Genomic DNA, 26,993 nt, shown 5'->3' with positions numbered 1-26,993 from the left:
GGCCAATCATCATGATCCTGCAAAGCGAGCGACTTTGGCATGAGAAAAAACACTTAACGCCCTGGCATCAACACGCCAGCGGACAGGTCTATTTATTAACCCACGGCATGATCGCGCTGGAAACCCAGGAGCAGCAATGGGCTATGACCGCCGGTAGCATCGGCTGGCTGCCACCGAACTGCGCGCACCAGGCATTGGCCTGTGGCAACGTTGCCGGCTGGAGCCTGTATCTGCCCGGATCCCAATGTGCAGCGCTGCCGGAACAGCCGCATCTGAGCAGCGCATCCGGGTTGATTGTGGCGTTAATGGAACGCATTGCACAATTCGCAGGCCAAAGGCTGAATGCGCCGCAACGGCGACTACTGCAAGTATTGTTGGATGAGATGCGCGCGCAGGAAAACACGCCGTTGCAACTGCCGTTGCCGCAGGATGCCCGACTGCTGAAAATCGCCCGGGCGCTACTCAATGAGCCGGCCAGCAAACGCAGCCAGAGTGAATGGGCCGCCTGGGCCGGGTTGAGCGTCCGCACCCTGAGCCGGCATTTTCTCAGCGAAACCGGCGTGACTTTCGCCCGCTGGCGCCAGCAAGCCCGGGTGATCCGCTCGCTGGAGCCGCTATCACGCGGTGAAGCCGTCAATCAGATTGCCGGCGACTGTGGTTATGACAATGTCAGCGCCTATATTGCCGCTTTCCGCCAACGCTTTGGCACTACCCCAGCGCTGTATTTTACTCAGCGTCCGCCGGCAGCAATGCCTGACGCGCCGCGTTAAGAAACTGTTCCGACACAGCATCACCCTGGGTTGCCCTCGCCAGCGTTAGCGCGCCCACCAGCATCGCCATCTGCGCCAGTGCCTGCTGCTGCCGTTGTTGCTCATCTTCCACCGCGGACAGTGACTCCAGCCGCGCCAGCATGGATTTCACGCCATTCAGGTAAGCCTGATGTACCGGTTTATCCACCCCCTCTCGCGCCACATCGCTGGCCAGGGCAGTCACCACACAGCCTTCGGCCGGGCAGTCGCGATGCTTAACATTCAGATAACCGTCAATCAGGGCCTGCAAATTGTGTTGACCAGGTTGACGGCTCATCGCTTCCCAGCGCTGAGCGGACTCTTCTGCCGCCCTGCGACTGGCTACCGCGGCCAATTCGTCCTTGGAGGCAAAATGGCCATAGAAACCACCGTGTGTCAGCCCCACAGCCGCCATCAGATCGTTGACGCTGACGCCATTCAGGCCGCGTTCGCGAAACAGTTGTGAGGACACCTGCTCAATCGCCTCGCGATTGCGCTCCATCTGTTGCTTTGATACCCGTGCCATGGCGTTTCCCCTTATCAATCTGACACCATCTTAGGCCATCCCCGAACGGCGCTCAATAGATGATGACCTTCATCCAAAAAATCACCGAGGGGCAGCACGGCTACGGGGCAATCTATCGAGAGTGAGGAAAAAAGAGAGGAATAGCAGGGATTCGGGCACCAGTAGCGGCGCCCGAAGGAAAAACGAAAGGCGGGTTACTTTACCGTTTCCAACTGCAGGGCGGCCAGGATCTGCTCTACCACCTGCTGCGGGTTGCCGGTGCCGTCCATCACGTAGTGTGCGGCCTCCTGATACAAGGCTTCGCGCGCCGCCAGCACTTCCAGCATCTCTTCGGTAATCGGACGGCCGGTCAACGTGGGGCGCTGCGTGTCTTGTGGGTACTCTTCCAGCCGCTGTGCCAACACTTCGGCCGGGGAGCGCAGATAAATAACGGTGCCGTGCTGACGCATAAAACGGCGGTTCTCTTCCGCCAGGATCGCGCCACCACCGGTGGCAACTACAGTTGACGGTTGAGTCACCGTTTGCAACGCAATGCTTTCACGGCGGCGGAATCCCAGCCAGCCTTCTTTTTCGACCATTTCCGCCACGCTCATCTGCGTAGTCTGCTGCATAAACAGATCGGTATCGATAAATTGATAGCCCAGCGCCAACGCCAGTGCGCTACCCACCGTGGTTTTACCGGCTCCGCGCGCGCCTACCATGAAAATGGTTTGTGTCATTACGGGTTATCCCTTATACGGTGACTTGAATACATTTTTGCCCGCCAGAAACCGGCGTGCAGATCCTGCGATGGCGTGGTTGCTGCATCATACCGCCATCCGCCTGTATTTCAATATTTACGATAGTGTAAATTCCATTGCACAGCGACTGCCTGCGGCAAAGCCCTGTGCCCGTTCTTCCGCCAGGTGATGGCTCAGTGACGCACTGAGCCGTTCGACGGCTACCGGCCGGAACCCCAGCCGTTGGTAATAAGGTGCATTCCAGGGCACATCAATAAAGGTGGTCAGCGTCAGGCGCTGCGCCCCTTGCAATCGGGCCTGAGCGGCCACTTCGGCGATCAATCGACGCCCAATCCCCAGGCGTTGCCAGTCGGCAGCAACCGACAGTTCGGCGATATGCCAATCCTGCGGTTGCGGCACCACGGCGATAAATCCGACCGCCTCACCCGCGGCGCTCTCCGCCAGCCATTCTCCCTGCCGCTGAATAAAATCGGCATGTTGCTCTGAGCTCATCACCGGACCTTCAGCGATATAACGCCAGGCCGGATATTGATGGAACAGTTGCGCCGCCGATCGTTCAACGGCAATCAACTGGGCAATATCCTGCGGCTGCGCCAGACGTATCTTCAGGCTCATCGGGCTCTCCTCAACAACAGGGCCGGGTATTTAACCAAATTTCCCCGGCGGCAGATACCTGCCACCGGGCCAGCTTTTTAACTGCCAGATCAGAAATCAACGCTGGCACGCAGCACCACTTCCCGCGGTTCCCCCACCGCCACGCGTAAATTGCCGCCGCTGGAAGGGTAATAGGTTTTGTCGAACAGGTTTTTTACATTCAACTGCCATTTCACCCGGTAACCATTCACCGGCATGGTGTAAGCGGCAAAGGCGTCGGCGACGGTGTAGTTATCAAGGTTAAAGCTGTTGGCAGCATCACCCGGACGGCGCCCTACGTAACGCGCACCGGCCCCCATTCGCACGTTGTCCCCGCTGTACAATCCTGGGGAACCCAGATCCTGCGTCAGGAACAATGAGGCAGTATGACGCGCTACGTTGGTCATTTCTTTGCCTTTGTTGTCAGGATCATCCACCACCCGCGCGTCGGTATAGGCGTAAGACCCGATCAGGCTCAGGGAATCGGTAATATTCCCGGCGACATCCAGCTCCACACCCTGCGAGCGCACACGCCCAGCGGTGCGGGTGACGGTTTCACCATTCACCAACTCGCTGACCATCACGTTGCGCTTGGTGATGTCAAACAGCGCCAGCGTGCCGGTAATGCCATTCGGCAACTCAACCTTGCTGCCCACTTCCCAGGCCTTGCCTTGTTCCGGCGGCAACGAACCAATCTGGCTGGCGATGGAAGAGTTCGGCTTGAAAGACTCGGTGTAGCTGCTGTACAGCGATACATACGGCGTCAGCTTGTAGACCACCCCGGCACGTGGCACCAGTTTGCCGTCAGAGCTGTCGGTATTGGTGACAAACGGCCGCCCCTTGCCGGCAAACACGTCAAAAGCGTCGTAGCGCAATCCGCCCATCACCAGCCATTTATCGGTCAGTTGCACGGAGTCCTGCATAAACCAGCCGTAACTGGTGAGGTTTTCACGCTGATCGCTGTCTTTGGCACTGACGGCGTTCGAGGTGGGCATCTGGCCGTACACCGGATTGTAGATATTGAAGTCGCTGTTCTTTTTACCGCGGATCATATCGCCACGGTAGGTGCGGTTATCTTCAAAATCAAAGCCGAACAGCATCTGGTGGTTGATACTGCCCCAGTCGACGTCACCGTTGAGCGTCAGTTGCACCGCATTGGCATGGCTAACGGCATGGGCGGTGGAGTCAGCCTGCCGCGACAGCACGCCGGTTTCAGGATCCAAAGCCAGCGCACGCGCCTGATTGTCACTGTAGCTGTTGCGGCTGTAGGCGTAAGTCAGCGAGCTTTTCCAGCTCTCATTCAGCACCTGATCGACCTGTAAAGTAACGCTATCCTGATCGCCACGCGTGGCGTTATAACCTTCGTCGAAGCGGCGGTCGCGCGGCGTATTCACCGGCTTGCCAGTACGCGAATCGATGATGGTGCCGCGATCGAACGGCACCAGATATTCCATATGCTCGTAGGCAACGCGCACCGTGGTGCTCTCGCCGTACCACATCAACGAGGGTGCGATCACCGTCTGGCGATTTCGCCCGAAGTTGCGCCAGTAGTCGGTTTCGTCGTGATCGACAATCATCCGATAAGCAAATCCGGAAGTCCCCAACGGCCCGGTAACGTCCAACTGGCCGCCACCGCCCTTGAAACTGCTGCCCCAGCCTTCCACATGGGTGTGTTGCTGCAACTGCGGTTTCTTGGTGATCATATTGATCATCCCGCCCGGCTCACCCATGCCGTACAACATCGAGGCCGGGCCTTTCAGCACCTCAACCCGTTCGGTGGTGGGGGTAAAGTTGCGTGCCTGCACCGAGCGCACACCGTCACGCAGAATTGAGCCGTCGCGGTTATCGCCAAAGCCACGCTTCATCACCGCGTCCTGAGTTCCGCCCAAGGTATTCGCCTGGGTGATACCGCTGACGTTATACAAAGCCTCATCCAGGCTGCTGACCGCCTGATCGGTAATCACCTGCTGCGGCACCACGTCGATAGCCTGCGGCACGTTCAGCAAGCTGGTTTCCGTTCGGGTACCGGTCACGCTGGTCAGCGGCTGATAGCTTTGCACGCCATCGGTCTGCACCTGGCCGACCACCACCAGGGTCTCGCCCTTCTGTGCGGTTTTGTCGGCACCGATCGCCGGTGCAGAAGCACAGGCTGCCAAAGGCAGTGCACACCACCAGCCACGCTGAGTGTTATTCATTATTTAACTGACTCCAATAGGTCCCTGAAAAAGGTAACGGCAAAAATTGTTGATATAACTGCTTAAAGGTCTGCTGCGGGTTGATGTCTGCAAACAGATCCGGATAGAAGGCTTTGGCAAACATCTCAACCGCCACCACGTGGTAAGGGCTGAGATAGAAGTTGTGCCAGATGCTCCAGGCCTGGTGGTTTTTTATTGCTTTCAGGTTGGCGAGCATCGGCTGTTTTTGCATAACCCTGCGAAAGCTCTCATCGGCTTCCTGCTGGGTGACCAGTGGCCCAAGGCGTAGATCGGAGAAATGCTTGCCCTGCGGCCCGGCCATGCCGGTGGCAATGTAGATGTCAGGATTGGCGGTCAGGATGGTTTCCGGGTTCAGCTCACCGTAGACGCCCTTGATGCTGGCGCTGGCAATATTGTCGCCGCCGGCAAAGGCCAGCAGGTCGCCGAGGTTGCCATGGGCCGCCGTGGTGCAGCAGGTTTCGCGCCGCCCGAGGTGCAGGTGCAGCATCACCTTGGGTTTCGGCCCCTGGTAGCCGGCCAGCCGCTGCTGGATCACCGTCATATGCTGCTGATAGAAGCTGATGAATTGCTCTGCACGCTGCTGACGGTTAAGCACCTCACCCAACAGGCGGACGCTCGGCACGGTGTTATTCAGCAAATCGACCCGCAAATCGACGTAGATCACCGCAATGCCGGCCTTGCTCAACGTGCTCAGCACCAGATCGCTGTCGCCCTCTTCCCGTGCATAGCGCGCAAGGATCACCAGATCCGGCTTCAACCGGATCAGGTTTTCAATATTAACCTGGCGAAAATTGCCCTTGCTAATAGAAGGTATCGCTGTGATCTGTGGGAATTTCTGCGTATAGAGCTGCCAGCTTTGCGCATCGAAACGCGCCATGTCTTCTGGCCAGCCGACGATACGTTGGGCAGGGTTACCCGGCTCCAGCAGCGCCAGGGTATACAACATTCGGCTCTCGCCCAGCACGATGCGCTGTGGGTTGTCTGGCACTTTCACCTGACGGCCAATGATGTCGGTGACCATTTTAGCCTGAACGCCAAAAGCGCCGAGTAGCAGGGAAAGCAGCAGAAAAATGAGGGAATTGCGCATCAGTAAGCCGGATTAGCTAAATTATGCGCGCATGATAATCACTCTCATTAACACTTTCAATCCCAACACGCTCGGAGCGGGTCAAATCCGCTGAATTGCGCTATTTCGACGCTGATGCGTGCAAAACCGCTGTAAATACGGTTTTATAAAGTTAAAAATTTGGTCGATAACCCGATTATGGAACAGCCAGATTGGCTGAAGATTCAGGAGGTACAGAAATGACCCAACGCATTATTCCCCTGACGGAGTGCCCAGAGTTCAGCGACGTCTGTGCCGCATGGGCATTTGGGCAATGGGGCTCGCAACGCGGTGGTTCGCTGGAACGCACGCGTCAGCGCTTTGCGCTGTGTACCCAGCCGAGTGAAGACTACACCACGTTGTTGATGCTTGAGGGTGAGCGCCCACTGGGAATGGCCAGCCTGTGGCCGAGCGATGATCATCACCGGATGGACCTTTCCCCCTGGCTGGCGGGGGTGTTTGTTCATCCTGACCATCGTCGTCAGGGGATTGCACAGCGCCTGGAGGCCGCCATCGTACAATTGGCGCGCCAACGCAACCACCCGGTATTACACCTGATCACCGATCAATCCGAGGCGCTGTATACGGGCTGGGGCTGGCAAACCATCGAACGTCGGCAGCAATATGATGACCAGGTGGTGGTGATGGAAAAAAGGCTTTAGCTAACGCGGCGTACAGACATACACCAGCGCCGGCGGGAAGTTACGCACCACCCGCAGCCGTTTCCAGTGGAAATAGCGGGACAGCAGCTTTTCCGACAGATGGCTGTACTGGAACAACACCAGGGTCCCGTTGCGTGCACGCAAGCATTGCTGCGCCTGCTGCAAAATACGGATGCTGATTTTAAGCGGGATCGACAGCAGCGGCAGGCAGGAAAACACCACGTCGTAATCACGGGCCATCTGTTCCGCCGAACGGTCCATCACCTGCAGGCGACGATCGTCAATTTTCCGCAGCTGATGAACAAAATGGGATTGGATTTCGAAGGCCTCAAGCGAAGCATCGGCACGCATGCGCCCCAGTATCCGCTTGGTCAACACGCCGTCCGCCGCACCCAGCTCCGCGATCGACAGCGCGCCGGTCCATTCAATCTGATTGAGCATCGCCTGGCACAGCCAGGGAGAAGAAGGCGCCAGTGTGCCAATGGTTCGCGGCGAAGCCATAAACTGCTGGAGGTAGGAAAAGTGGTTCTTCAGTTGCAGCCGTGTCGCATTTAACATTGGGGGCCTCCTTAGGTTGAGTAGCCACCAATCTGAACTCAATTCCTTAAGTATTCATTAACATGTTTCCTAAAACCACCGACACAGTTGTAATAAAATGCGACTGACCACAGGCAAAAAAAAAGGTTGTGGTCATCATCATCGGGTAAGCCAGGAATGGCATTACCGGTCAGATTATTATCCACAACCGTTTATTTTATCGGCCACCTGTTACAGTGGCCGAATTGTATTTATTGCCGGATTATTAGCGGTATATTTCCGCATTACCACGCCAGTTGCTGGAATCTCCTGGGGTGTCCAGCCCGATAATACGCAGGTGGCTGGCACCATCGGCCTGAGCTTTTTCTTTCAGCGCGTGAACCGCATCACCCGGTGAACCACTGACGCCGGAAACCGATACTACGCCAAGGCTCTGTAGGCCGCTGGCCTGCTCTGTGCTGACCTGTTTTACCGACGACAGCGGCGCTGCAAAGGAAGAGAACGAAGCGGCTGCCAATAGAACTGCTGCGATGCCAGGTAATAGTTTCATGATTAACTCCAGGTGTTTTTGTTTATTTTCTCGTATCAATGGAGTTAATTATCCGCCAGGCAATGAAAATAGACGTAATCCAATGTAAAGAACATCAATCATTGTGATGAAAATAAGGAGGAGGTGCATGCAGATATGTCTTACAGGGAATAATAGCGGACTACACAGCGACTCTACTCCCGGCAGATGACAATTAAAAGTCCGTTTGGTCAGGGAAAGATAAAAAACCTCACTTTTAAGATTTCTCTCCCACCCGCAGGTGGCTGAACTACGCTATTGCTGAAGGTTATCATTTTGGAAGGATCCCCTATGTCGCAAACCTTGCTTCGTGTGCGTGATGGTCGTGGCGCCTCGGTTTCGTTCTCGGAACTGTTATTCGACCTGATCTACGTTTTTGCCGTGACCCAACTTTCCCACTATCTGCTGCACCATCTGACGCTGACCGGTGCGCTGGAAACCCTGCTGTTGTGGTTTGCCGTCTGGCTGGCGTGGCAATACACCGCCTGGGTCACCAACTGGTTTAACCCGGATACCCGGCCCATCCGTATCCTGCTGTTCGCCATCATGCTGCTGGGGCTGTTCGCCTCCTCCGCGCTACCCCAGGCGTTTGGTGAACGCGGGCTGATGTTCGCGCTGTTCTATGTAGCCATTCAGGTTGGCCGCTCGCTGGTGGTGCTGAAGCTGCTCCCCGCCCACCATCCACTGAAACAAAACTTTCGGCGCATTCTCGGCTGGATGTGCATTTCGGCGGTGTTCTGGATCCTCGGCGGGCTGGCGGAAGGCCATCACCGGCTGTTGCTGTGGGCCATCGCGGTGCTGTGCGAATATGTTTCACCGATGTTCGGTTTCCGCCTGCCGGTGCTTGGTCGCTCCGACAGCAGCAGTGAATGGACCATCGAAGGCCATCATCTGGCGGAACGCTGCCAACTGTTCGTGATAGTGGCATTGGGGGAAACCATTCTGATCACCGGCTCCACCCTCAGCGAAATGGAGTCCTGGAGCGCGCCGGTACTGATTGCGTCGTTGGTGGCCTTTCTCGGCAGCCTGGCGATGTGGTGGGTGTATTTCGATACCAGCAGCAAAGCCGGTAGCCATGCCATCAGCCAGGCGGAAAACCCTGGCCAACTGGGTGCCAACTTCCATTATGTTCATGTGGTACTGGTTGGCGCGATCATCGTCTGCGCCGTCGCCAATGAGCTGGTGATCGCCCACCCTGACGGCCATATCAACAACGTGACAGCCGCGGTGCTGCTGCTCGGCCCGGCGATTTATCTGCTCGCCAATGCGCTGTACAAGCGACTGGTATATCGCCGTTTCCCGCTGTCGCATCTGCTGGGACTGATCGCGCTGGCGGTACTGGCACCGATCGCTTTTCTCACCGATTTGCTGATGGTAAATGCCCTGACCACCTTGATTATGGTGGCAGTGGCCGTGTGGGAGAGCATTTCGCGCGGCAGAGCGCCGCAAGCCAACAGTGAGGCCATCTAATAAATAAAGAAGGGAGACCGGGGGCCACGCCCCCGGCCGTGATGCTTACTTCAGCGGTTGTGGCAGCGTCAGTACCCACAGCTCACTGAGCGATTCCGGTTTATCCAGCGGGCGCAGTTCGATACGGGTCGATACGGCTTTGCCCTCCAGGCTCAGGTTACCCTGTTGATCCAACTGGTAATCGCCGACTTTCTTCGCCTTCGGCTGTGCGTCCACCAGCTTGGCCTGCAGACCAAAATCGTTATCGTTAATCACCGCCAACGTGCGATCGTCAATCAGCGACAGACCTTCGACCTTCTCCTGCTGCCAGCCTAATTTACGCAGATCCACCACTTCCCGCTTCTGCGCCAGCTTCACGCCACGTTTAGCGAGATCTTTTGCATCATCAAACTCCAGCGCTTTTCCCTTACCGTCAAAGGCCGTCAGATCGGTCGCCTGGCTGAGATCAACCAGGTAGATCTTGTTGATCATCTGCTTGTCTTTATCGCTACCCTGTTCGACCAGCAGGATGTGTTGATTGTCCACCGCCACGATGTCGCCCACCTTGGCGTCTTTAGCCTTTTTATAGCTGTCGATATCGATCGGATAGCCGTACATTGCCGTTTTTCCGCTGGCCGGATCAAAACTGACCAGACGGGTGAACTGCGCCTTGTTCTTGCTTTTACCCTCAACGTCGAGCGTGCTCTGCACCGCTGCCAGAATGCGTCCGTCCGGCAAACGGGTGATGCCTTCAAAACCCCGGTTCGGCTGACGCCACTTGATTATATTCGGCAACCCACCGGCCACCGCCTGCTCGCCCTGCTCCGGCGTTGGGCCGTATTTGGCGAGGATCTTGCCCTGGTTGTCGATGTGGATCAGGAACGGGCCGTATTCGTCACACAGCCAGTAGCCCCCCTTACCATCCGCCGTAATGCCTTCGGTATCCAACCCACGGCGATCGCCCTGTAACGTTTTCAGCGTATCGCTCAGCGCCACTTCGTTGGTTGAACCAATCAGGCCTGCCGGCAACGGCAACCCGCTGATTGGCCCTTGCTGGTCATGCAGCGGGCGTGAATTGCTGGCGACCGCTTTGCCACCGCCGACGCGAATATCCATCAATAAAGGAACAAACTCAGGGTTGGCGAAGATTTTCGCTTCCTGTTCACCGACCGCAGGCGCATCAGCGTTTGGGCCGCGATCGGTCAGGGTAGTCAACAGCAGATCATTGCCTTCACGGCCATTGAATACCAGGCCAGAACCAATACCCACCGGCAACCCCTGTGGGAAATTCTTGGCAAAAGCGCCCTGATAACTTACATGTTCGCCGCCGGGAAAGCTGACCACATAGCGCGCCACCTCAACGTCAGTGGCAGCATAGGAGAACAGAGGAAACAACGAACTGATTAACAGCGAAACCGATTTTATTTTCATGATTATGGCTCAGAGTTAAGGGTGTGAAGTTGGCAGCTTGCTAAGGTATTAGCCCAGCATGACAGTTTGATGACAAACCGGTCTAATACTCTGAATTTTCGTGAAAATTAAATATGGCAAATAGGAATTAACAATTAACACGGACAAATCGAATGGGAAAATCATATGAAAAATTGAATTTAACCGTAGCTATTTCCCGCCAGTAATACTTATACCGCTAAGCTTAGGGTAAATTCTTATAACAGCGATAAAAAAACCAGCAAACACACCGCAACGCCCCAAATATAGCCGTATTCGCATAGACAAAGTTAATTGACGGGGATTTAATATCTGCTGTTATTCAAGCTGCATTAAGAATAATCCTGATAGAAACCTGCATTAAATGAAAAAGGTGTTCTATAGTTTTTAGTGCTAACGCCCGTTAGTATTTTCCGTAGGATGGAGTCTATGTCAAAGCGACTTTTTGCCGAATTTTTTGGCACATTTTGGTTGGTGTTTGGTGGTTGTGGTAGCGCAGTATTAGCAGCAGCATTTCCACAGCTGGGTATTGGTTTTCTTGGTGTGGCACTCGCTTTTGGTCTGACCGTGGTCACCATGGCTTATGCCGTTGGCCATATTTCTGGCGGGCACTTTAACCCGGCCATTACCGTAGGATTATTTGCCGGTGGCCGTTTCGCTGCCAAAGACGTGATTCCCTATGTGATTGCTCAGGTTATTGGCGGGATCGCTGCAGCAGCGGTGTTGTATTTGATCGCCAGCGGTAAAGCAGGTTTTGACGCTACCGGCGGCGGCTTTGCCTCCAACGGTTACGGCGAGCACTCGCCGGGTGGCTATTCTCTGCAGTCGGCTATCGTAATTGAACTGGTGCTGACCGCATTCTTCCTGATCGTTATTCATGGTGTGACCGATAAACGTGCGCCTGCGGGCTTTGCTCCGCTGGCCATTGGTTTGACGTTAACCCTGATCCACCTGATCAGTATTCCGGTAACCAATACTTCCGTGAACCCGGCGCGCAGTACCGGTGTGGCAATATTCCAGGGAACCTGGGCATTGCAACAGCTTTGGGTATTCTGGCTGGTGCCATTAGTGGGCGGTGTTATCGGCGGCCTGATTTATCGCTGCCTGCTGGAAGACAAGAAGTAATTTCTATCCGGTAATGATCGGTCAGGGCAGTCGCTATATCCCATGAATTTCCGATTGCAGCCAATCCCGCTGCAATCGGAAAAATAAAGGGTCTATTGACTGCCCTGATGTTATTTATCCTCTGACTACCTCAAACATCATAATATCGCTGGTGAATGTTCCGTCCGGTTCGATGGCAAAATGCCGCATCACCTCTTCAGAAACCCCCTGCTGATAAGCACGGATCGCGGTAACGAAATGCTCCGGCGTACGCATCCGCTCTACCCAACTGCTGAACTCCAGATGCAGCCGGTCCGACGTCACTTCCTGTACCAACAATCCAGACTCTGTCAGCAAGCCCAACCATTCGCCTGGGGCATAATTGCGCACATGTGATGTATCGCGCAGCACCTCAACGGTTTGCAGATAGATATCCAGCAGCGGATGCCCCGGTGAAACCACATCCATAAAGATCGCTCTGCCACCCGGTTTCAGCACCCGTCGAACTTCACGCAATGCCTGGCCGACGTCATGCCAATGGTGTGCCGAGTAGCGGCTGATCACCAGATCAAAGCTCGCTTCGTCAAACGGCAAGGATTCCGCCACGCCCTGCTGTACCTGGATGTTGTTGAAGCCTTTGTCCGCTGCCGCCTGGCTTACCACTGCCAGCATCTGCGCCGACAAATCATAGGCTACCACCTGCGCCACTTTGGCTGCTGCGGTAAAGCTGGCGTGCCCAGCGCCGCAACCCAGATCCAGTAATCTGGCGTTGGTGTGAGGTTCCAACAATCGTGCCAGCCGCTGTAAATCCTTTCCCTGTGCATGCACTGCGCTAGTCAGATAGGCGCTGGCTTGCTCACCAAACTGACGGTCAACCGCATTTTTATGGCTATTGCTGATGCTCATAGGTGCTCCCTTATTATTGTATGGCTTTCGCCTGTGCCGGATGGCTTTTAATGACTATAATCGCCTTATTATACGGGTACAATATAAGCAGTTATCCTAGTATCAGAAGGTACCAGTCTATGCAATCAGAAGCCTTGTCCGGCCCTAAAGCCCTGGGTGCCTTCCTGCGTGCGCACCGTGAACGTATCACACCGGAAATGCTGGGGTTACCCAGCGCCCCGCGCCGTCGCACCAGCGGCCTGCGTCGTGAAGAGCTGGCTCAAATCAGCGGTATCAGCGCCACCTGGTATACCTGGATAGAACAGGGGCGCGAGGTTTCCATATCACCCCATACGCTGGCTCGCATCGCCAAGGCACTGCGGCTGGGGCCAGCCGAACGTCACTACCTGTTTACCCTGGCGCGCGTAGCCGATCCCGAGCAGGAGCATCATCAGGAAACGGCCAACAGTGCCGTTTTGCAAAGTGTTCACCAGGTGACGGTGCCTTGTTACCTGCTGGATATCACCTGGAATGTTGTCGCCTGGAACCCACAGGCGGAGAGCCTGTTCAGCGGCTGGCTGGATCAGGCCGGCAGCCCCAATCTGCTGCACTTTATGTTTTTCCACCCGTTGGCAAAAACGTTGGTCAGCGACTGGGACGATCGTGCACGGCGCGTGGTCGCCGAGTTCCGTGCCGAAACCAGCCACCACCAGAACACCGAAGAGATACGCGCTTTCGTGCGCAACATGACGCACAACAGCGAGGCCTTTCATCACTGGTGGAAACAGCAAGACGTGCTGGCGCGGGAGGGAGGCGAGCGAGCATTTACCCATTTGCAGCAGGGGGCGTTGCGCTATCGGCAACTGACGTTTAATCCGGCGGAAAATAGCGGGCTGAAGCTGGTGATGCTGATCCCTTTGCCGTAACTGGTAACAAATTCATGAACAGGTTTACCTGCCATTTATTTATTGGTTCATATAAACGCGCTAGGGTGATAGTTACCGATGATAGTCATCATCCAGTAACGTTATTAATCTCCTTGAGGTAATCCTATGCAATCCGAAGAACAACGTCTTATCGATGGTCTGTTTGGCCGCTTGAAAGAAGCCGAGACCAAGACGGGCCAGAGGGATCTCCAGGCAGAACAGCAAATCAATCAGCACATTCGTGAACAACCTTCCGCCCCCTATTACATGGCGCAGGCGATGATCATTCAGGAAGCGGCACTGAAGCAGTTGGACCAACGGGTGAAAGATCTGGAAAGCCAGATTGCCCAACAGCAGCAAAATAGTGCCAACCCGCCAAGCAGCGGCGGTTTTCTGGCCGGGCTGTTCGGCGGCGGTAACCGCAGTACGCCAAGCCCGCGCGAGCAGTATCAGGCACAACAGCAGAATAACGCGGCCTGGAACAATCAGCCCCAGCCGGGCTATGCTCCGCAACAGCAGCAGCAGCCGACCTACAGTCAACCTCAGCAGGCAGCACCTTCACGCGCCGGCGGGTTCCTCGGTGGGGCATTACAGACCGCAGCCGGCGTGGCGGGCGGTGTGGTGCTGGCCGATATGCTGACCGGCATGTTCCGCCATTCGCAGCCGCAAGAGATTGTGAACATCATCGACGAGACCCCAGCAGCACCGGTGACACCGGTAGATGACAGCGCGATGAAAAATGTCGACGCCTCCAACAACCTCGACACCTTCAACGGTGGCGATAGTCGCTTCCTCAATCAGGACAACGGCTTCCAGAATGCGGATTATCAAAACGACGATAACACCGACTTCTCGGATGACGACTACAACGACGACGATTCGTTTATCTGATGCAGCCCCCCTCTCCGTCCGGGGAGGGGTTTAGTGTTTCTTGTTCCCCGCATCCTGGTCTACAGTTAACCCTGCCCAATGACCACAGGTGACGAGAAGCCATGCCGCAAATTCCCCCTACGCCCCTTTTTGTTAGCGCCCGTATGCTGATGCGTCCGCCGGTGGCCGACGATGTTGCCCGCTTTTACGCTATTTTTGGCGATCCGGAAACTCAACGCTTTAACCCCGCCGGACCTGTCGCCAGTGAACAGTTGGCACGACAGGCACTGACTGAACGGATCGAAAACTGGCAACAGCACGGCTATGGTTCCTGGGCGATTGCATTACATGAACGGCCGGAGTGGATTATTGGATTTGGCGGGATTTCCTGGCGGCCACTGGGGGCACAGCGCACGGTGAATCTGGGCTATCGCTTTGATACGCAGGTTTGGGGCCGTGGATTGGCGACGGAACTGGCGCAAGCTTCACTGAAATATGGTTTTGAACAGCTACGGCTGGCAGAAATTTCCGCGATTGTACGTGAAAAAAATCTGGCCTCGTGCCGCGTGCTGGAAAAAGCGGGTTTACGTTTGGTAGATACCCTGGATGACGTGCCCGGCGATAGGCCAAGCCTGGTTTACAGCCTGCTGCGCAGCGAGTATCAGAGCTGCTGAGACGGCGGATCATCATTGATTTTCGCCAGTTCCCGGCGATAGGACCTCACCTTTTGGCGCTTCTTCAGCCAGGTGGTGGTGGCGACGATAAAAATCAGCCCGGACATAGTCAGTACGCCAATCGGATGGCCATAAAACACCATCATGGCGAAGTAAATGGCAGAGACCATCGCCACCCATTTCGCCGTATTTCCCACCGCATTCTTTTCCTGGCTTAAACGGCGAATGTGCTCTTCTTCACTGATTCCCATACCCTCTCCTGATTGACTGAACGTTCCATTATATGGGGCCGGAGTGCTGATATTTCAATCGATTAAAGGGTAAAGAAGCGTAAAGCTCAGCAGATTTACTCACTGCGATGATGCAAATAACGCCCTGGTAAATGCTCACCGGGCAAGGCGGTGCCCTGATTGCGGCCAAACAATCGGTAGCGGTTGCTCGCAACCGCATTGTAAAACGCGTCCGCCAGCCGCTGCGGCAGAAAGCGGGCCCATGCCAGCAGGCGAAATGGCCAGCCAAGCTGGCGCAGTGCCTGAAAAAATGCTGCTGAACGTAACCAGTGCTGGTCTTGTTGCAGGTAAACAATGGAGTCAAAACGGTCGGTGGGTAACGCCAGCCAACGCAGGATCGCCTGCCCTTCCTCGGATTGCACCGTGGCCAGCAGGATCTTGCCCTGCCGATCGGCACGGATCAAAAATCGCACCAGCCCGTGACACAGGTTGCATTCGCCATCGAATAACAACACCCGATCACCAGGCCGCAGATAAGGGGGGAGCGTTGACCGATTCATTTGGCCTCCTGAGGGAATGCCACCAGACTAACGCGCATTCCCCCTCAGAGCCAGCAGACCCGTTTAAGGCACCGAAGGAGCCAGGGGTTTATCCGGCAATGCTACTACCGAAACGCGGACTTCATAATGCTTGGCCGCACTGGCCGGGATCACCGAAGTCAGCTTATTGATGGTTTCGGTCGGATTATCGCTGGCGGAAGTCGCGCAGAACAACTCCCCCCCGTGGCAGAAACCCGGTTTGGGCATATGCCCGCCAGGGAAAGGCGGCAAGCGGAAGCCTTGCTCAGTTTGCGGTGGTGCAGTTTTATCAGCAGGAGCGGAAAGAGCACTGACGCTGAACAGCGTCACGGCAGCCAGAAAAGGCACTGCCAGTACTTTGATGGTGTTTTTCATCTCATTGACCTCATGTGTCGGGATTGGGCTTAACCTACCCCGCCCCCGGCACATGAGAAAGTCGCTTTTCACGACCTTTTCACCCCGATGATCTTTACTTACATCCCACCGCTAACGTGATGAAAGCTTAAGGATTATGTAAAGAACATGAGGATATTTATCTTAAAAGAACACACTGCGATACTTTATAAAACCACTCACCCTAATCCATTATTACGATAGCGTTTTTTTCTTCTGCCTGAAGTTTTCATCATCAATGCAATAATGGTAGGAGTCGATAATCAAACCTGTCAGCCGCAAGATATTCTCTGGCCGATCAATAATAATATGTCCCCCGGCGGCAAGTTCCAGGCCAGCTCGGATAATTTCGGCATGCCTCTCTTCGTTGATTTCCAAAGGGAGTAATATGGTAGGCCGTTGTTTATTGTCGAAATAACGCAGGACCCATCGGGTTGTCTTTCCCTGAACCAAAATACTGAAATAACTTTCAGTATCTTTTGCTGTTAAGTCTGCGTTTTCACCCAGAATCATTGCCACATTTTCAAATAATGCCCTTTCAGCATAAGTGGTCACTATCTTGCTGTTTTCCGGGTCAACAATCGGCGCTAGCGGATCGGTTTTGTTGCCTTCGTTAGCGTCACCAAACTCTTCAGTCGGCGCTTTATTTTCAGAAGTCACAGACAACCCGGAAACCACCATTGCGCTTACCGCTTTTTCTACCGCCAGTCGTACCAAAGGGGTGATAGTCTCAAGAAAACGTTGATTAAGTTGACGTTGGACGTTAGAACGATTCGCCACATACCTGACAAAATCCGCGTCCACATCTCTTAGACTGGCACTGATTGTTTTGGTGAATGATGTCAAATAAATACTCTCCTCAGCCAAGGTTCTCAACGCCTCAGGCTGAAATTGATCATGCCTAAACCTATAAAGCTGTTCAATATCAGAGTCATTTAAATCATTAAAATCTATCTTAAGGAATGGCGTATCATCCATGATGTTTTTATCTTTCAGATCGGTAAAGAACCGCCATTCTTTACCGTTGGTGATCGCTGATACCGTGACTTCTGGGGTGGCATTAAAGTAACGTGACAGCTGTGGGCTGTGATTGGATAAGTTTTGATTGAAGGATTTCGCCTCAATAAACATGACAGGCACGGCATGACAGAAAAGAGAGTAATCCACCCGCTCACCCACTTTAACCCCAGGAAAATCAGCGCCGTACTCTGCTTTTACTTTAGTGGGATCATAAGGATGAAAACCAAGAATTTCCAATAAAGGTAAAATTAATGCCTGCTTTGTTGTTTCTTCCGTGTTGCAATGCTGGCCTACCGCAGCCACATGATGTACATGCGCTTTAAGCTTATCTCTGAATGCATTCATCAACCATCCCTCTTGCTGTGTTAGAAATTTGTCATTTCTTAAAGTCATACCTACAGAAAGGTTTACTAATTTCACCAGCACTGCCTTATTGGTTGCTGGCTAATTTTATTTATTGAAGAAAACCACATTAACCTTAAACATTAAATATATAGCAGAACAAGCAAGCTTTGATCAAAGGCATTAATTCAATATTAATACGCAGTTCAAAAATAATCGGCCAACATTAATAACCAAAAAAAACTTATAGAAACTTAATCATTTCAATCACAATTGAATTTCAGTATTTCACGATTGAATTTCTGGTATTTTCTTGGTGAAACAGAATGGGATAAGCGGTAAGGAGGTGGGTATAACAGATGGATTTATCTACTAATATTTTTCAGTCAGCTAATATCAAATGGAGCACAGCCAGCAGCTGCGCTCCAGAGACATTACTTACCGCTGGTCAGCGTGCTGTAACTGGTCATCAGGTTGCGGTAGTCGGGGATATGGTTGGCAAACAGTGCACCCAGCCCTTCGACATCATTGCGCCAGTCGCGATGCAGTTCGCAGGCGACGCCGAACCAGGTCATCAGCTGTGCGCCTTCGGCTTCCATGCGGCTCCAGGCGGATTGGCGCGTCAGTTCATTAAAGGTGCCGGAGGCGTCGGTGACTACAAACACCTCAAAACCTTCGCTGAGGGCAGACAGCGCCGGGAAGGCCACGCACACCTCGGTGACTACCCCGGCAATAATCAACTGCTTACGCCCGGTCGCTTTCACTGCCTTGACGAAGTCATCGTTGTCCCAGGCATTAATCTGTCCAGGGCGAGGAATAAAGGGCGCATCGGGGAATTGAGCTTTTAGCTCCGGTACCAGCGGGCCGTTGGGGCCGTCTTCAAAACTGGTGGTCAGAATGGTCGGCAGGTTGAAATACTTCGCTAAATCCCCCAGTGCCAGTACGTTATTTTTGAAACGATCGGGATCGATATCTCGTACCAGTGAAAGCAGCCCTGCCTGATGATCCACCAGCAATACGGCGGCCTGATCCTTGTCGAGGCGTTTGTAATTTGCAGTCATGGTTTACTCCTGTGGGGTTTTGATTATTGCGGTTAAAAGTGCCCTTGGCCGTTAAGCCAGAGCGCAGAGGTTGTCTTAAAGTGTAGAACCGGATCCGGCATTATTTTACCGGATCGGTTCTCGGGTATGGATGGGTTTAGCCGACGTCGTGCTCTGCCGCCATGCTGCCGAACTTGCCACCGTTGAAGTCATGGAAAGCCTGCTGAATTTCCGCGTCGCTGTTCATGACAAACGGGCCGTAGCCGACGATTGGCTCGTCGATTGGCTCACCGCTCAGTACCAGCAAGCTGACGTCGTTGTTGGCTTCGATGGTGATTGAATCCCCCGCCCGGTCAAACCTGACCATTTGGGTTTCACGCACCACTTCCTCGCCGTTAACATGAATAGCCCCGTGCAGCATTACCAGCGCCAGCGTATGGCCTTCTTGCACTGTCAACGTGGTGGTATGACCGGCGTTCAGCTTCATGTCCCAGACATTGAGCGGGCTGAAGGTGCGTGCCGGGCCGGCTGCATCGCCGAAGCTACCGGCGATCACCCGAACCTGCCCTGCGCCATCCGCCAGTGGAACCACCGGAATATCCGCATTCAACAGCGTCTGGTAACCCGGCTCAGCCATTTTGTCCTTGGCCGGCAGGTTCACCCACAGCTGGACCATTTCCATGGTGCCGCCATTGCGCGAGAAATCCCGGGAATGGAACTCTTCGTGCAAAATACCTGAGGCGGCGGTCATCCACTGCACGTCGCCAGGGCCAATCACCCCGCCGCTGCCGGTGGAATCCCGGTGCTCGACTTCCCCCTGGTAGACGATGGTCACCGTTTCAAACCCGCGATGCGGGTGCTGGCCAACGCCACGGGTACCGGAGGCAGAGCGGAACTTGGTTGGCGCCGCATGATCCAACAGCAGGAACGGGCTCATTTCCGCCCCCAGATCGTTATAGGAGAACAGCGAATTCACCAGGAAGCCGTTGCCGACCCAGTGGGCTTCAGGGCTGTTGTAAATACCGAGGATCTTTTTCATCTTGAACTCCTGTTTCAGGTCTCACGACCTTAGGTTGATGCCAGAAGTTTAATCCAACGCCATTTGCTGCAGTAGTAGGCAAGATGTACACTCAGAGTTCTATTTATAGAACGATAAGGACAGGCGATGTTCACCGACTTGAACGATCTGTTTTATTTCGCCAGCGTGGTCGACCATCAGGGATTCGCCCCCGCCAGTCGTGCGCTGGGCATCCCGAAGTCCAAACTGAGCCGCCGCGTGGCGTTGCTGGAAGAACGTCTGGGTGTTCGCCTGATCCAGCGCTCTACGCGACGTTTCTCCGTCACTGAGGTCGGTCAGAACTACTATGCCCACTGTAAGGCGATGCTGGTAGAAGCCGATGCGGCACAGCAGGCGATCGAACAAACCCGCGCCGAACCCTGCGGTACGGTGCGTATGTCCTGTCCGGTGGCGATCTTGCATACCCGGGTCGGCAGTATGGTGGCGGCCTTTATGGCCGATTACCCGAAAGTCACGGTGCATCTGGATGCCACCAACCGCCGGGTAGATGTGGTGGGAGAAGGGTTGGATCTGGCGATCCGCGTGCGGCCGCCGCCGCTGGAAGACAGCGATCTGGTGCTGAAGATCCTGGCGCAGCGTACCTGGTGCGTCGCTGCCAGCCCGGCACTGGTACGCACCCTCGGGCCGGTACAACGGCCAGAGGATCTGCATAAATATCCCACGCTCGATCTTGGTCCCGCACGCGCGCAACACCTGTGGCAATTGACCGGGCCGGACGGTGAAAAAGTGGAGTGGGAACACACGCCACGGCTGGTGACTGACGACATGCTGATGCTGCGTACTGCCGCGATTGCCGGTGCCGGTATTGTGCAACTGCCCTCGATGATGATGCGCGATAACATCCTGCGTGGGGAACTGGTGCAACTGTTACCCGGCTGGCAGCCACAGGGCGGCGTGGTGCACGCGGTTTACCCGTCACGCCGTGGGTTACTGCCGGCGGTGCGGCTGCTGCTCGACTATCTGGCGCAGCAGTTCGCCATCATTGAAGAAGAGTGATCAGCCGGTGATTTCGATGGCGTTGCCGTCCGGATCGCGGATGATCGCTTCGTAAAAACCATCGCCGGTCCAGCGCGGCGACGCTTGAAGGATCCCCTCCTGCTGCGCGCGCTGCGCTAACTGGTCGACAAGGTCCTCGTCGCCTAACGACAGCGCAATGTGCGCCCAACCCACACGTTCTTCGGCCTGATCCGCCGGCAGCAACGCCGGTAAACCCATGATCTCCAGCGTCGGGCCGCTAGCCAGGCTGACAAAACGGGAAACAAAACCCGGGCGGTTTTTGCTAACGTACAATTCTCCGGCCACGCCGTTAAAGTAACGCTGCCAGAACGCCACCTGGGCATCAATATCGCGGGTCCACAGGGCAACATGGGCTATTTTCATTTCACTCTCCAATTGATGAGTCGCTGTACAGCACCTTGCCACCGCTGTGGGTCACCTGCTGTTCGAGCTGCGGATGTCGGCCAGGCGGCGTCACCAAATAATCGACGCGGTTGGCAGGCAGGAAACTGTAGGGGGCGTAGGTATTCAATTTGTCGCCGGTACAGAGCACCGCTACGTTACCGGAACGCGTCAACAGGCGTTTCTTGAACTGGGCATCCTGATAATTCAACGCCGAGAAACCGCTGGCCGGGTCGTAAGCGCAGATGCCGGTGAAAGCGATGTCGAAATGAAAACCGTCAATTTCCTGCACTGCTTTGGCATCGACACAGCCGCCGATGTCGGCATCCAGCTCACCGCCAATTAAAATAGTGCGGATCCCCGGCCTTTCCAGCATTTTAGCGGCGATACTCAGCGCGTTAGTCACCACCGTCAGCCGCTGGTCAGGGGGCAACAGATCGGCCAGATAAAGATGGGTGCTACCGGCATCGAGGAAAATCACCTGCCCTTCCTCGATTAGCGCCAGTGCGGCCAGCGCCAACGCCTGTTTCTCATCACCGCTCAAATGCAGTCGATCCCCGATCGGCCCGGTTGCCGGTGTGGGGGCCAGTGCTCCGCCATAGATGCGTTTACACAGGTTTTGTGCCGCCAACTGGCGCAGATCGCGCCGAATGGTCGCTTCGGTGGTATTCAGACGCTCCGCCATTTCAACCGCCAGCACACGCCCCTGCTGTTGCAGCGTGGTGAGGATCGCCTCATGACGTTGGTTGGGTAACAGTTTGGACATTTTGCCTCTCGCTGGCGAACAAGTGATCATCAATGTACACAAACGTGCAAAAACGTACAAATAATTCGAGAACAGGGCTGGGCTGCTGAGTTTTGCGGTTGCCGTCGTTGTGGGCATTTACTGCTGCTGTTGCTGGGAGAAGGAAGCGGGTAAACACGGGAATTTCATGAGACGCTCACCTCTTGGCGAACGATTTGGCTATACTGAGGCAGGCAACGTTACCGCAGAACGTAACGGCTTGGGCGCTAAGGGAAAAAGATGCTGTCAAAAATAGTGAAGTGGCTGTTTCAATTGCCGGGCAGGCTGTTTGGCGGGATTTTCAGGAGTCGCCTGACGATTTTTATCTTCTTTATGCTGATTGCCGTTGGGGTGTTCAGCACCAAACGCTATCTGCGTGCCCATCAAAATGACGATGAGTTTGTCTCGATCACCCCCACGGATTACAACCGGGCCATCCAGCGTGAAATGCCGCTGCGCGAGGCTCGCGAACAGTGCGGAGGCCCGCTGCATGACAATGCCGGACAACCCTGGCCCGCGTCGGCCGGTTACCTGCATCAACCAGAGCACAAAAACAGCGGTCGCTTGCAGCAGCTGACACTGGACAATCAAAACAACGATTTCCCGGTGCTGGTCAAACTGGAAACGCCCGGCCAGCCACAACAGCTGGCTGAAGTGTTTATTCCCGCTGCCGGCAGTTTCAATATCAAAACCAATCCGGCCGGCGAATACATCATGAAGATCAGAAACATCAAAAGCGGCTGTAACTTCCGTTCCAGGCCCTTCACCCTCAGCAGCCATCTGGACTGGCGGCTGCCGCTCAATACGCAAACGGACGGCAGCGTGCGGCTCCAGCCGATCAGCGATCGTGAGTTTTAACCCGAGCGCTTATTTCTTCACCGGGTGGTCACGACGGAACAGTTCCCAGCTTTCAATTTCCTGGCCATTAGGCAAGGTGCAGGTGGAATACTGGCCGTTGGCATTTTGTTTGGCATTCAATTTGCCGCCGATCTCGGTGCAATAAACGTCTGCCGGGTTGGCCATGCCGATCGGTTTCATCTGCGGTGGAGGTGGCGCATCGTTGGATTTCATGGTGCAGCCCTGTAGCATCGCCATCCCTGCAAGCAGGGAGACCATCAGAATTTTTTTCATTTTTTCAGCTTATACAAATTAAAAACGGCGGTGCATAAGCAACCGCCGTTTACGTTATCAGGAAATGAAGGACGCGCCCTGCTTCAGGACCAGATCACAGGCTTTTTGCTTCACTTTTTCGGTGATTTGCGAAGTGCCCAAGCTGTTCAAATCCAGGCTCTTGCCTTCGCCGGTTTGCAGCAGACCGCCCAGCCCTTGCTGGTAGTCCTGGCTTTTGGCGTTCTCAGTGCTGCTGATGCCCAATTTGCCCAACAGCTTGTCTTGCACGCCTTGAACGCCATTGGCTGACAGTACGTTGTTTTTCACACAGTACTGCAGGATACCGGCGGCATTAGTCATGCTGCTGGAGCTCAGCGCTTTATCGCCACCGTTCAGCAAGCCGGTCAGCGAGGACAGTGAAGTGCCGCCCGTGCTGTCGCCTGACTTGCTCAGCTCACCGGCTGCGCTGCTCAGGGAATCCATCAATCCGGCAGCCTGAGCCGCCCCACAGGTCATAGCGGTGGTCAATGTCAGCGCCAACAGTAAACGATGCTTGGTGTTCATGGGGTAAAACTCCTGTTTATCTTGCCATCCCTGCCTGTTTCCCCTGGCTCTGCGGCGGGAGAAATCAGGTGGGTATATCGTATGCAATAAGCGCAATGCGCTGGGTCACCTCTTCGGACGCCACCACCCGCGACAAGTTCCTTTTATCTGACAATGCAGTGATTTTTTCAGAATTCAGGTAATTTTCTGGCTGGAAAACGCACGACAGGGAGAATTGGGGGTGGCAGAATGAACGACCCGACGGCGATCAGAACTGCCAACGGAACCAGCCAAAGAACACGTTACCGTTATTGTAGGTACCGGGAATATAGGTGGCCTGAAAGGTCAGTTGTTTATAGCCGATAGAGGCCAGAGGCAACGGCGCCGGGATAGGAATGTAATTCCAGTTATCGCGCGCGGTAATACTGGCGGTAAAGCCCAGACCCAAACGGAAATCCTTGTCCTCCAGCGGCCGCCAGATCTTCTCATAAGCATAACCGCCGATCGGTTCCCACTTATTGAACGAATCCTTGAATACCATCAGATAGAGACCATGCCAGTCACCGTCGCTGTCGTAGCGCGAGATGCCATAACCACCGCCCCAGGGGCGCTCGTTGTAGGAGTCGATTTTTTCCTGGCTGTAGGTAAGACGGTTGTGCCAGGTAATCGCCGGCACATAGAGATCTTTATTCGGTGAGTTGTTCCAGGTTTCCGCCACGTTACGAGTGAAACGCTGCCACAGGCCCGGTTTTTCAGCCTGCACGGCATTGCTATTTTCGGCACCAACCTCAGCGTAAGAAGGTAGTGCAGGAAATAGCAGCGCCACTGTGCAAGCCAAAATGGTCCGTTTAAAAAGCATTATCAAACTCCTGTAAAAAATAAGGCCGGGGATTCTTACCTATCACCTAATCAAGATCAAGCTGTATCTTATTTATCCAGCCAGTTTTTCCTTACTTGTTGTCACTTGGTTAAGTTTAGCTGCCGTCAGGCGGAAAGGCGGTTTGCGGCGCACAGGCTACTCTTCCCTCAGTGCAGCGTCTGTCAGAAAACTCCGCAATCGTGCCGTCAGCGCAGAGGGCGCTAGCGGTTAGCTGGCATGCGGTAAAACTTCTTTCCTTCGCCAGGTGTAGCGGAATCTTTACTGCCGCCCGGCAAGCTAATGTAACGGCGATCACGTTTTTAATCGGGACTGAAAAGCCGTTTTACCGGCGCTCCTGCCACGCTAAGGGTTCTGTCGCCTGGCACTGCTGTAAATATGCAGTTACATCACTGCCGTAGAGGTCGGTGCCATCAAAAACGGGCAGATGACCGGTAGCCATTTAATCCGCGGGCAAAAGTACCGGGCACTCACCCAGCACGCTATGAACTGGCGACACAAGCCAGATTTTACATCTCTATTACATTCAATGAAAAATACCACCGCCGATAACCCCACCTTTAATACCGATTAGTCACAACGTAAACCCGGGAATACAAATCACCCGCCCCCGCGACAGCCACCTCAACTTGAACAAGCCGATAGTTTAAATAATTGTTAAAGCTAACCAGCGCCCCCCTGACTGTACGGGTCCAGCGTTATTTTAAGGTTCTCTACACAACATCGTCGGCAATTAACTTGCTGTTCTCTGCCTGATAAAAGAAAGATAAAAAATCCGGAGAATTACATGAAAATCACTATTGGAGCTTTCATCCTGCAGCAGCTCCGCACCCTGAACATCGATCGTATTTATGGCGTACCCGGCGACTATAATTTGGCGCTGCTGGAATTGATTGAACAGGAGGATAACCTTGAGTTCATCGGCAACTGCAATGAACTGAATGCATCCTATGCGGCCGACGGCTATGCACGGCTAAAAGGTGCCGGGGCACTGATCACCACCTACGGTGTCGGCGATCTGGCCGCGCTGTCCGGTATTGCCGGTGCCTACGCCGAATCTGCCCCGGTGGTCTGTCTGTCCGGCACCCCGCCGCTGCACGCAATGAAAAACCATCTGCTGCTGCACCACACGCTGGCAGACGGTAACTTTGATAACGTGATGAACTGCTTTAAACAATTCACCGTCGCCCAGGCATTAATTACACCGGAAAATGCGGCGGTGGAAATTCCCCGGGTTATTTCCCGTGCCTGGACGGAAAAGAAACCGGTTTATTTACAATTACCTTCCGATATTTGCGATGTGGAAATTGAAATTACTCAGGTGATAACCCCGCCGCAATTGCCGGCCAGCGACAAATATAATGTTCAACTGGCGGCGATGGCGTTACTAGCGCGGATCAAACAGGCGAAAAAACCGATTATTCTGGTCGACCAAATGGTGGATCGCTTTCATCTACAGCAGTTAGTGATCGACGTGGCGCATAAATTCGCTATCCCACTCACCAATATGCCGACGGCCAAATGCATTATTCCGGAAACCACACCGGGTTGGATGGGCGGTTACAGCGGCAATCTGTCGCGCCCCGAACTGTATGAACACATGGCGCACGCCGACTGCGTGCTGAGCTTTGGGGTACGGCTGGTGGACTCCACCACCGGCTATTTCTCGCATCGCATCCCGTCCGACGCGCAAATTGATATTCAACCGTTTTCTGTGAAGCTGGGTGACACTTCTTACCCGGCAGTGGCAACGGCAGACCTGTTGCAGGCACTGCTGGCGCTGGGCGAAGGCGTGGCAAATTATCACCCGGCTCCACTGCCTGAAGCGCGCCATCGGCTGGCGACGCCGAGCGAAACCCCGATCGACCAGGCCTATTTATGGCAGCGCCTGCAACGCTTTATTCGGGCCGATGATGTCCTGGTGGTAGAGAATGGCACTTCGGGCGCAGCGATTGGCGGCATGCGGATGCCGGACGGCGTCCAGGTGGTCAATCAGCCGATCTGGGGCTCGATCGGTTATACCTTACCGGCGCTGTTGGGCACCATGATGGCCGCACCGGATCGCCGTCATCTGCTGTTTATCGGCGATGGCTCCTTCCAACTGACCGCGCAGGAAGTTTCCACCCTGCTGCGTTACGATCAGAAGCCGATTATCTTCCTGATTAATAACGACGGCTACACCATCGAGCGCTACATTCTCGGGGAGAACTCGTCATACAACGATATTGGGCCGTGGGACTACGCCAAACTGCCGGCGGTACTCAACACCCAGGCGACGCCGTTCAGCGTGGCGGTAGAAACCACTCAACAGTTGGAAATTGCGCTGGAGCACGCCTCGCGGCAGGATCGGCTGGCCTTTATCGAAGTGAAGGTACCGATGATGGACACCCCGCCGGTGATGAAGGAGTTCTGCAATCGCTGTAATCACTTTAACTTCGGCCTGACCAACCCGCGTCGAGCTTAACCCC

At 54.6% G+C, this 26,993-nt stretch carries 30 protein-coding genes; 10 read left to right on the top strand and 20 right to left on the bottom strand.

Features of this window, described 5'->3' with window-relative positions:
• Window positions 1-8 precede the first annotated feature (8 nt).
• Complete coding sequence (locus NHG65_RS04810; protein WP_413477188.1) at window positions 9-770, top strand: helix-turn-helix domain-containing protein; 762 nt, start codon at window positions 9-11, stop codon at window positions 768-770.
• Here NHG65_RS04810 and NHG65_RS04805 read toward each other — a convergent pair.
• From NHG65_RS04805 to NHG65_RS04785, 5 genes are all read right to left on the bottom strand, one after another.
• Window positions 727-1,314, bottom strand: a complete 588-nt coding sequence (locus NHG65_RS04805) for a TetR/AcrR family transcriptional regulator (RefSeq protein ID WP_219015510.1) — start codon at window positions 1,312-1,314, stop codon at window positions 727-729. The genes NHG65_RS04810 and NHG65_RS04805 overlap by 44 nt on opposite strands.
• Before the next feature lie 194 nt (window positions 1,315-1,508).
• Window positions 1,509-2,033 (bottom strand): shikimate kinase AroL, encoded by a 525-nt coding sequence (aroL, locus tag NHG65_RS04800; RefSeq protein ID WP_112347741.1) that lies wholly within the window; start codon window positions 2,031-2,033, stop codon window positions 1,509-1,511.
• A gap of 117 nt (window positions 2,034-2,150) precedes the next feature.
• On the bottom strand, window positions 2,151-2,669 hold the full coding sequence (locus tag NHG65_RS04795; RefSeq protein WP_261427439.1) for a GNAT family N-acetyltransferase: 519 nt from the start codon (window positions 2,667-2,669) through the stop codon (window positions 2,151-2,153).
• Between the two features lie 89 nt (window positions 2,670-2,758).
• The gene (locus tag NHG65_RS04790) at window positions 2,759-4,882 is read right to left on the bottom strand and encodes a TonB-dependent siderophore receptor (protein ID WP_413502080.1); all 2,124 of its coding nucleotides are present in this window, start codon (window positions 4,880-4,882) and stop codon (window positions 2,759-2,761) included.
• Window positions 4,875-5,990, bottom strand: coding sequence for an ABC transporter substrate-binding protein (locus tag NHG65_RS04785; protein ID WP_207976314.1), 1,116 nt, complete (start codon window positions 5,988-5,990; stop codon window positions 4,875-4,877). The genes NHG65_RS04790 and NHG65_RS04785 overlap by 8 nt, the downstream gene beginning before the upstream one ends.
• A gap of 218 nt (window positions 5,991-6,208) precedes the next feature.
• Between NHG65_RS04785 and NHG65_RS04780 the strand changes: the two genes are divergently transcribed.
• A complete protein-coding gene (locus tag NHG65_RS04780; RefSeq protein WP_099064874.1) occupies window positions 6,209-6,670 on the top strand; it encodes a GNAT family N-acetyltransferase in 462 nt (153 codons plus the stop codon).
• On the opposite strand, the gene NHG65_RS04775 is transcribed toward NHG65_RS04780, so the two are convergent.
• Both NHG65_RS04775 and NHG65_RS04770 read right to left on the bottom strand, forming a co-directional pair.
• A complete protein-coding gene (locus NHG65_RS04775) occupies window positions 6,671-7,228 on the bottom strand; it encodes a class I SAM-dependent methyltransferase (protein ID WP_112347746.1) in 558 nt (185 codons plus the stop codon).
• Window positions 7,229-7,472: 244 nt separating this feature from the next.
• Window positions 7,473-7,757 carry a YdgH/BhsA/McbA family protein gene (locus NHG65_RS04770; RefSeq protein ID WP_099064876.1) on the bottom strand — a complete coding sequence of 95 codons (285 nt, stop codon included), beginning with the start codon at window positions 7,755-7,757 and terminating at the stop codon, window positions 7,473-7,475.
• A gap of 309 nt (window positions 7,758-8,066) precedes the next feature.
• On the opposite strand from NHG65_RS04770, the gene NHG65_RS04765 reads away from it, so the two are divergent.
• Window positions 8,067-9,245, top strand: coding sequence for a low temperature requirement protein A (locus NHG65_RS04765; protein WP_099064877.1), 1,179 nt, complete (start codon window positions 8,067-8,069; stop codon window positions 9,243-9,245).
• 45 nt (window positions 9,246-9,290) lie between these two features.
• Here the strand turns inward: NHG65_RS04765 and NHG65_RS04760 are convergent, their stop codons facing one another.
• Window positions 9,291-10,655, bottom strand: coding sequence for an esterase-like activity of phytase family protein (locus tag NHG65_RS04760; protein WP_207976318.1), 1,365 nt, complete (start codon window positions 10,653-10,655; stop codon window positions 9,291-9,293).
• 447 nt (window positions 10,656-11,102) lie between these two features.
• Between NHG65_RS04760 and aqpZ the strand changes: the two genes are divergently transcribed.
• Complete coding sequence (aqpZ, locus tag NHG65_RS04755; RefSeq protein ID WP_012005450.1) at window positions 11,103-11,798, top strand: aquaporin Z; 696 nt, start codon at window positions 11,103-11,105, stop codon at window positions 11,796-11,798.
• Between the two features lie 114 nt (window positions 11,799-11,912).
• Here the strand turns inward: aqpZ and NHG65_RS04750 are convergent, their stop codons facing one another.
• The gene (locus NHG65_RS04750; RefSeq protein ID WP_499182993.1) at window positions 11,913-12,683 is read right to left on the bottom strand and encodes a class I SAM-dependent methyltransferase; all 771 of its coding nucleotides are present in this window, start codon (window positions 12,681-12,683) and stop codon (window positions 11,913-11,915) included.
• A 119-nt stretch (window positions 12,684-12,802) separates the two neighbouring features.
• Here NHG65_RS04750 and NHG65_RS04745 point away from each other — a divergent pair, with 119 nt between their 5' ends.
• From NHG65_RS04745 to NHG65_RS04735, 3 genes are all read left to right on the top strand, one after another.
• Window positions 12,803-13,588, top strand: a complete 786-nt coding sequence (locus NHG65_RS04745) for a helix-turn-helix transcriptional regulator (protein WP_099064880.1) — start codon at window positions 12,803-12,805, stop codon at window positions 13,586-13,588.
• Between the two features lie 126 nt (window positions 13,589-13,714).
• Window positions 13,715-14,479, top strand: coding sequence for a DUF2076 domain-containing protein (locus tag NHG65_RS04740; protein ID WP_499182992.1), 765 nt, complete (start codon window positions 13,715-13,717; stop codon window positions 14,477-14,479).
• A 101-nt stretch (window positions 14,480-14,580) separates the two neighbouring features.
• Window positions 14,581-15,132 (top strand): GNAT family N-acetyltransferase, encoded by a 552-nt coding sequence (locus tag NHG65_RS04735; protein ID WP_499182991.1) that lies wholly within the window; start codon window positions 14,581-14,583, stop codon window positions 15,130-15,132.
• Here the strand turns inward: NHG65_RS04735 and NHG65_RS04730 are convergent.
• The 6 genes from NHG65_RS04730 to NHG65_RS04705 form a co-directional block, all read right to left on the bottom strand.
• Complete coding sequence (locus NHG65_RS04730) at window positions 15,120-15,383, bottom strand: hypothetical protein (protein WP_099064883.1); 264 nt, start codon at window positions 15,381-15,383, stop codon at window positions 15,120-15,122. The two genes, NHG65_RS04735 and NHG65_RS04730, sit on opposite strands and share 13 nt — an antisense overlap.
• A 95-nt stretch (window positions 15,384-15,478) precedes the next feature.
• Window positions 15,479-15,922: a thiol-disulfide oxidoreductase DCC family protein gene (locus NHG65_RS04725; RefSeq protein WP_207976328.1), complete on the bottom strand. Its 444-nt coding sequence runs from the start codon at window positions 15,920-15,922 to the stop codon at window positions 15,479-15,481.
• 63 nt (window positions 15,923-15,985) lie between these two features.
• The gene (locus NHG65_RS04720; RefSeq protein WP_207976330.1) at window positions 15,986-16,315 is read right to left on the bottom strand and encodes a hypothetical protein; all 330 of its coding nucleotides are present in this window, start codon (window positions 16,313-16,315) and stop codon (window positions 15,986-15,988) included.
• A gap of 213 nt (window positions 16,316-16,528) precedes the next feature.
• Window positions 16,529-17,698: a type I restriction endonuclease gene (locus NHG65_RS04715; RefSeq protein ID WP_207976501.1), complete on the bottom strand. Its 1,170-nt coding sequence runs from the start codon at window positions 17,696-17,698 to the stop codon at window positions 16,529-16,531.
• Window positions 17,699-18,129: 431 nt separating this feature from the next.
• Entirely contained in the window at window positions 18,130-18,756 is a 627-nt protein-coding gene (gene ycaC / locus NHG65_RS04710) for an isochorismate family cysteine hydrolase YcaC (RefSeq protein ID WP_012005442.1), read from the bottom strand.
• A gap of 136 nt (window positions 18,757-18,892) precedes the next feature.
• Window positions 18,893-19,774 (bottom strand): pirin family protein, encoded by an 882-nt coding sequence (locus tag NHG65_RS04705; RefSeq protein WP_219015501.1) that lies wholly within the window; start codon window positions 19,772-19,774, stop codon window positions 18,893-18,895.
• Between the two features lie 126 nt (window positions 19,775-19,900).
• Between NHG65_RS04705 and NHG65_RS04700 the strand changes: the two genes are divergently transcribed.
• Entirely contained in the window at window positions 19,901-20,809 is a 909-nt protein-coding gene (locus NHG65_RS04700; protein WP_099064885.1) for a LysR family transcriptional regulator, read from the top strand.
• Here the strand turns inward: NHG65_RS04700 and NHG65_RS04695 are convergent, their stop codons facing one another.
• Together NHG65_RS04695 and NHG65_RS04690 are read right to left on the bottom strand one after the other, a co-directional pair.
• Window positions 20,810-21,193, bottom strand: a complete 384-nt coding sequence (locus tag NHG65_RS04695; protein ID WP_262261367.1) for a VOC family protein — start codon at window positions 21,191-21,193, stop codon at window positions 20,810-20,812.
• A gap of 1 nt (window position 21,194) precedes the next feature.
• Window positions 21,195-21,977: a DeoR/GlpR family DNA-binding transcription regulator gene (locus tag NHG65_RS04690; RefSeq protein WP_099064887.1), complete on the bottom strand. Its 783-nt coding sequence runs from the start codon at window positions 21,975-21,977 to the stop codon at window positions 21,195-21,197.
• A 258-nt stretch (window positions 21,978-22,235) separates the two neighbouring features.
• Here NHG65_RS04690 and NHG65_RS04685 point away from each other — a divergent pair, with 258 nt between their 5' ends.
• Window positions 22,236-22,853, top strand: coding sequence for a hypothetical protein (locus NHG65_RS04685; RefSeq protein ID WP_099064888.1), 618 nt, complete (start codon window positions 22,236-22,238; stop codon window positions 22,851-22,853).
• Between the two features lie 9 nt (window positions 22,854-22,862).
• On the opposite strand, the gene NHG65_RS04680 is transcribed toward NHG65_RS04685, so the two are convergent.
• From NHG65_RS04680 to pagP, 3 genes are all read right to left on the bottom strand, one after another.
• A complete protein-coding gene (locus NHG65_RS04680) occupies window positions 22,863-23,126 on the bottom strand; it encodes a putative hemolysin (RefSeq protein WP_085115377.1) in 264 nt (87 codons plus the stop codon).
• 57 nt (window positions 23,127-23,183) lie between these two features.
• A complete protein-coding gene (locus tag NHG65_RS04675; protein WP_099064889.1) occupies window positions 23,184-23,669 on the bottom strand; it encodes a YjjA family protein in 486 nt (161 codons plus the stop codon).
• 247 nt (window positions 23,670-23,916) lie between these two features.
• Window positions 23,917-24,507 (bottom strand): lipid IV(A) palmitoyltransferase PagP, encoded by a 591-nt coding sequence (gene pagP / locus NHG65_RS04670; RefSeq protein WP_243457869.1) that lies wholly within the window; start codon window positions 24,505-24,507, stop codon window positions 23,917-23,919.
• An 805-nt stretch (window positions 24,508-25,312) separates the two neighbouring features.
• Here pagP and NHG65_RS04665 point away from each other — a divergent pair.
• Window positions 25,313-26,989 (top strand): alpha-keto acid decarboxylase family protein, encoded by a 1,677-nt coding sequence (locus tag NHG65_RS04665; RefSeq protein ID WP_207976339.1) that lies wholly within the window; start codon window positions 25,313-25,315, stop codon window positions 26,987-26,989.
• The last annotated feature ends 4 nt before the right edge of the window (window positions 26,990-26,993 follow it).

It is taken from the genome of Serratia myotis (genome assembly GCF_027474885.1).
Taxonomy (GTDB): Bacteria; Pseudomonadota; Gammaproteobacteria; order Enterobacterales; family Enterobacteriaceae; genus Serratia; species Serratia proteamaculans.
Note: the sequence above shows the minus strand (reverse complement) of the source record. Positions and strands in the feature narration are given on the sequence as shown.

Coding starts and splice junctions, on each gene's coding strand:
- NHG65_RS04805 (WP_219015510.1), bottom strand. CDS start 1,314: ATGGCACGGGTATCAAAGCAACAGATGGAGCGCAATCGCGAGGCGATT.
- aroL (WP_112347741.1), bottom strand. CDS start 2,033: ATGACACAAACCATTTTCATGGTAGGCGCGCGCGGAGCCGGTAAAACC.
- NHG65_RS04795 (WP_261427439.1), bottom strand. CDS start 2,669: ATGAGCCTGAAGATACGTCTGGCGCAGCCGCAGGATATTGCCCAGTTG.
- NHG65_RS04790 (WP_413502080.1), bottom strand. CDS start 4,882: ATGAATAACACTCAGCGTGGCTGGTGGTGTGCACTGCCTTTGGCAGCC.
- NHG65_RS04785 (WP_207976314.1), bottom strand. CDS start 5,990: ATGCGCAATTCCCTCATTTTTCTGCTGCTTTCCCTGCTACTCGGCGCT.
- NHG65_RS04780 (WP_099064874.1), top strand. CDS start 6,209: ATGACCCAACGCATTATTCCCCTGACGGAGTGCCCAGAGTTCAGCGAC.
- NHG65_RS04775 (WP_112347746.1), bottom strand. CDS start 7,228: ATGTTAAATGCGACACGGCTGCAACTGAAGAACCACTTTTCCTACCTC.
- NHG65_RS04770 (WP_099064876.1), bottom strand. CDS start 7,757: ATGAAACTATTACCTGGCATCGCAGCAGTTCTATTGGCAGCCGCTTCG.
- NHG65_RS04765 (WP_099064877.1), top strand. CDS start 8,067: ATGTCGCAAACCTTGCTTCGTGTGCGTGATGGTCGTGGCGCCTCGGTT.
- NHG65_RS04760 (WP_207976318.1), bottom strand. CDS start 10,655: ATGAAAATAAAATCGGTTTCGCTGTTAATCAGTTCGTTGTTTCCTCTG.
- aqpZ (WP_012005450.1), top strand. CDS start 11,103: ATGTCAAAGCGACTTTTTGCCGAATTTTTTGGCACATTTTGGTTGGTG.
- NHG65_RS04750 (WP_499182993.1), bottom strand. CDS start 12,683: ATGAGCATCAGCAATAGCCATAAAAATGCGGTTGACCGTCAGTTTGGT.
- NHG65_RS04745 (WP_099064880.1), top strand. CDS start 12,803: ATGCAATCAGAAGCCTTGTCCGGCCCTAAAGCCCTGGGTGCCTTCCTG.
- NHG65_RS04740 (WP_499182992.1), top strand. CDS start 13,715: ATGCAATCCGAAGAACAACGTCTTATCGATGGTCTGTTTGGCCGCTTG.
- NHG65_RS04735 (WP_499182991.1), top strand. CDS start 14,581: ATGCCGCAAATTCCCCCTACGCCCCTTTTTGTTAGCGCCCGTATGCTG.
- NHG65_RS04730 (WP_099064883.1), bottom strand. CDS start 15,383: ATGGGAATCAGTGAAGAAGAGCACATTCGCCGTTTAAGCCAGGAAAAG.
- NHG65_RS04725 (WP_207976328.1), bottom strand. CDS start 15,922: ATGAATCGGTCAACGCTCCCCCCTTATCTGCGGCCTGGTGATCGGGTG.
- NHG65_RS04720 (WP_207976330.1), bottom strand. CDS start 16,315: ATGAAAAACACCATCAAAGTACTGGCAGTGCCTTTTCTGGCTGCCGTG.
- NHG65_RS04715 (WP_207976501.1), bottom strand. CDS start 17,698: ATGAATGCATTCAGAGATAAGCTTAAAGCGCATGTACATCATGTGGCT.
- ycaC (WP_012005442.1), bottom strand. CDS start 18,756: ATGACTGCAAATTACAAACGCCTCGACAAGGATCAGGCCGCCGTATTG.
- NHG65_RS04705 (WP_219015501.1), bottom strand. CDS start 19,774: ATGAAAAAGATCCTCGGTATTTACAACAGCCCTGAAGCCCACTGGGTC.
- NHG65_RS04700 (WP_099064885.1), top strand. CDS start 19,901: ATGTTCACCGACTTGAACGATCTGTTTTATTTCGCCAGCGTGGTCGAC.
- NHG65_RS04695 (WP_262261367.1), bottom strand. CDS start 21,193: ATGAAAATAGCCCATGTTGCCCTGTGGACCCGCGATATTGATGCCCAG.
- NHG65_RS04690 (WP_099064887.1), bottom strand. CDS start 21,977: ATGTCCAAACTGTTACCCAACCAACGTCATGAGGCGATCCTCACCACG.
- NHG65_RS04685 (WP_099064888.1), top strand. CDS start 22,236: ATGCTGTCAAAAATAGTGAAGTGGCTGTTTCAATTGCCGGGCAGGCTG.
- NHG65_RS04680 (WP_085115377.1), bottom strand. CDS start 23,126: ATGAAAAAAATTCTGATGGTCTCCCTGCTTGCAGGGATGGCGATGCTA.
- NHG65_RS04675 (WP_099064889.1), bottom strand. CDS start 23,669: ATGAACACCAAGCATCGTTTACTGTTGGCGCTGACATTGACCACCGCT.
- pagP (WP_243457869.1), bottom strand. CDS start 24,507: ATGCTTTTTAAACGGACCATTTTGGCTTGCACAGTGGCGCTGCTATTT.
- NHG65_RS04665 (WP_207976339.1), top strand. CDS start 25,313: ATGAAAATCACTATTGGAGCTTTCATCCTGCAGCAGCTCCGCACCCTG.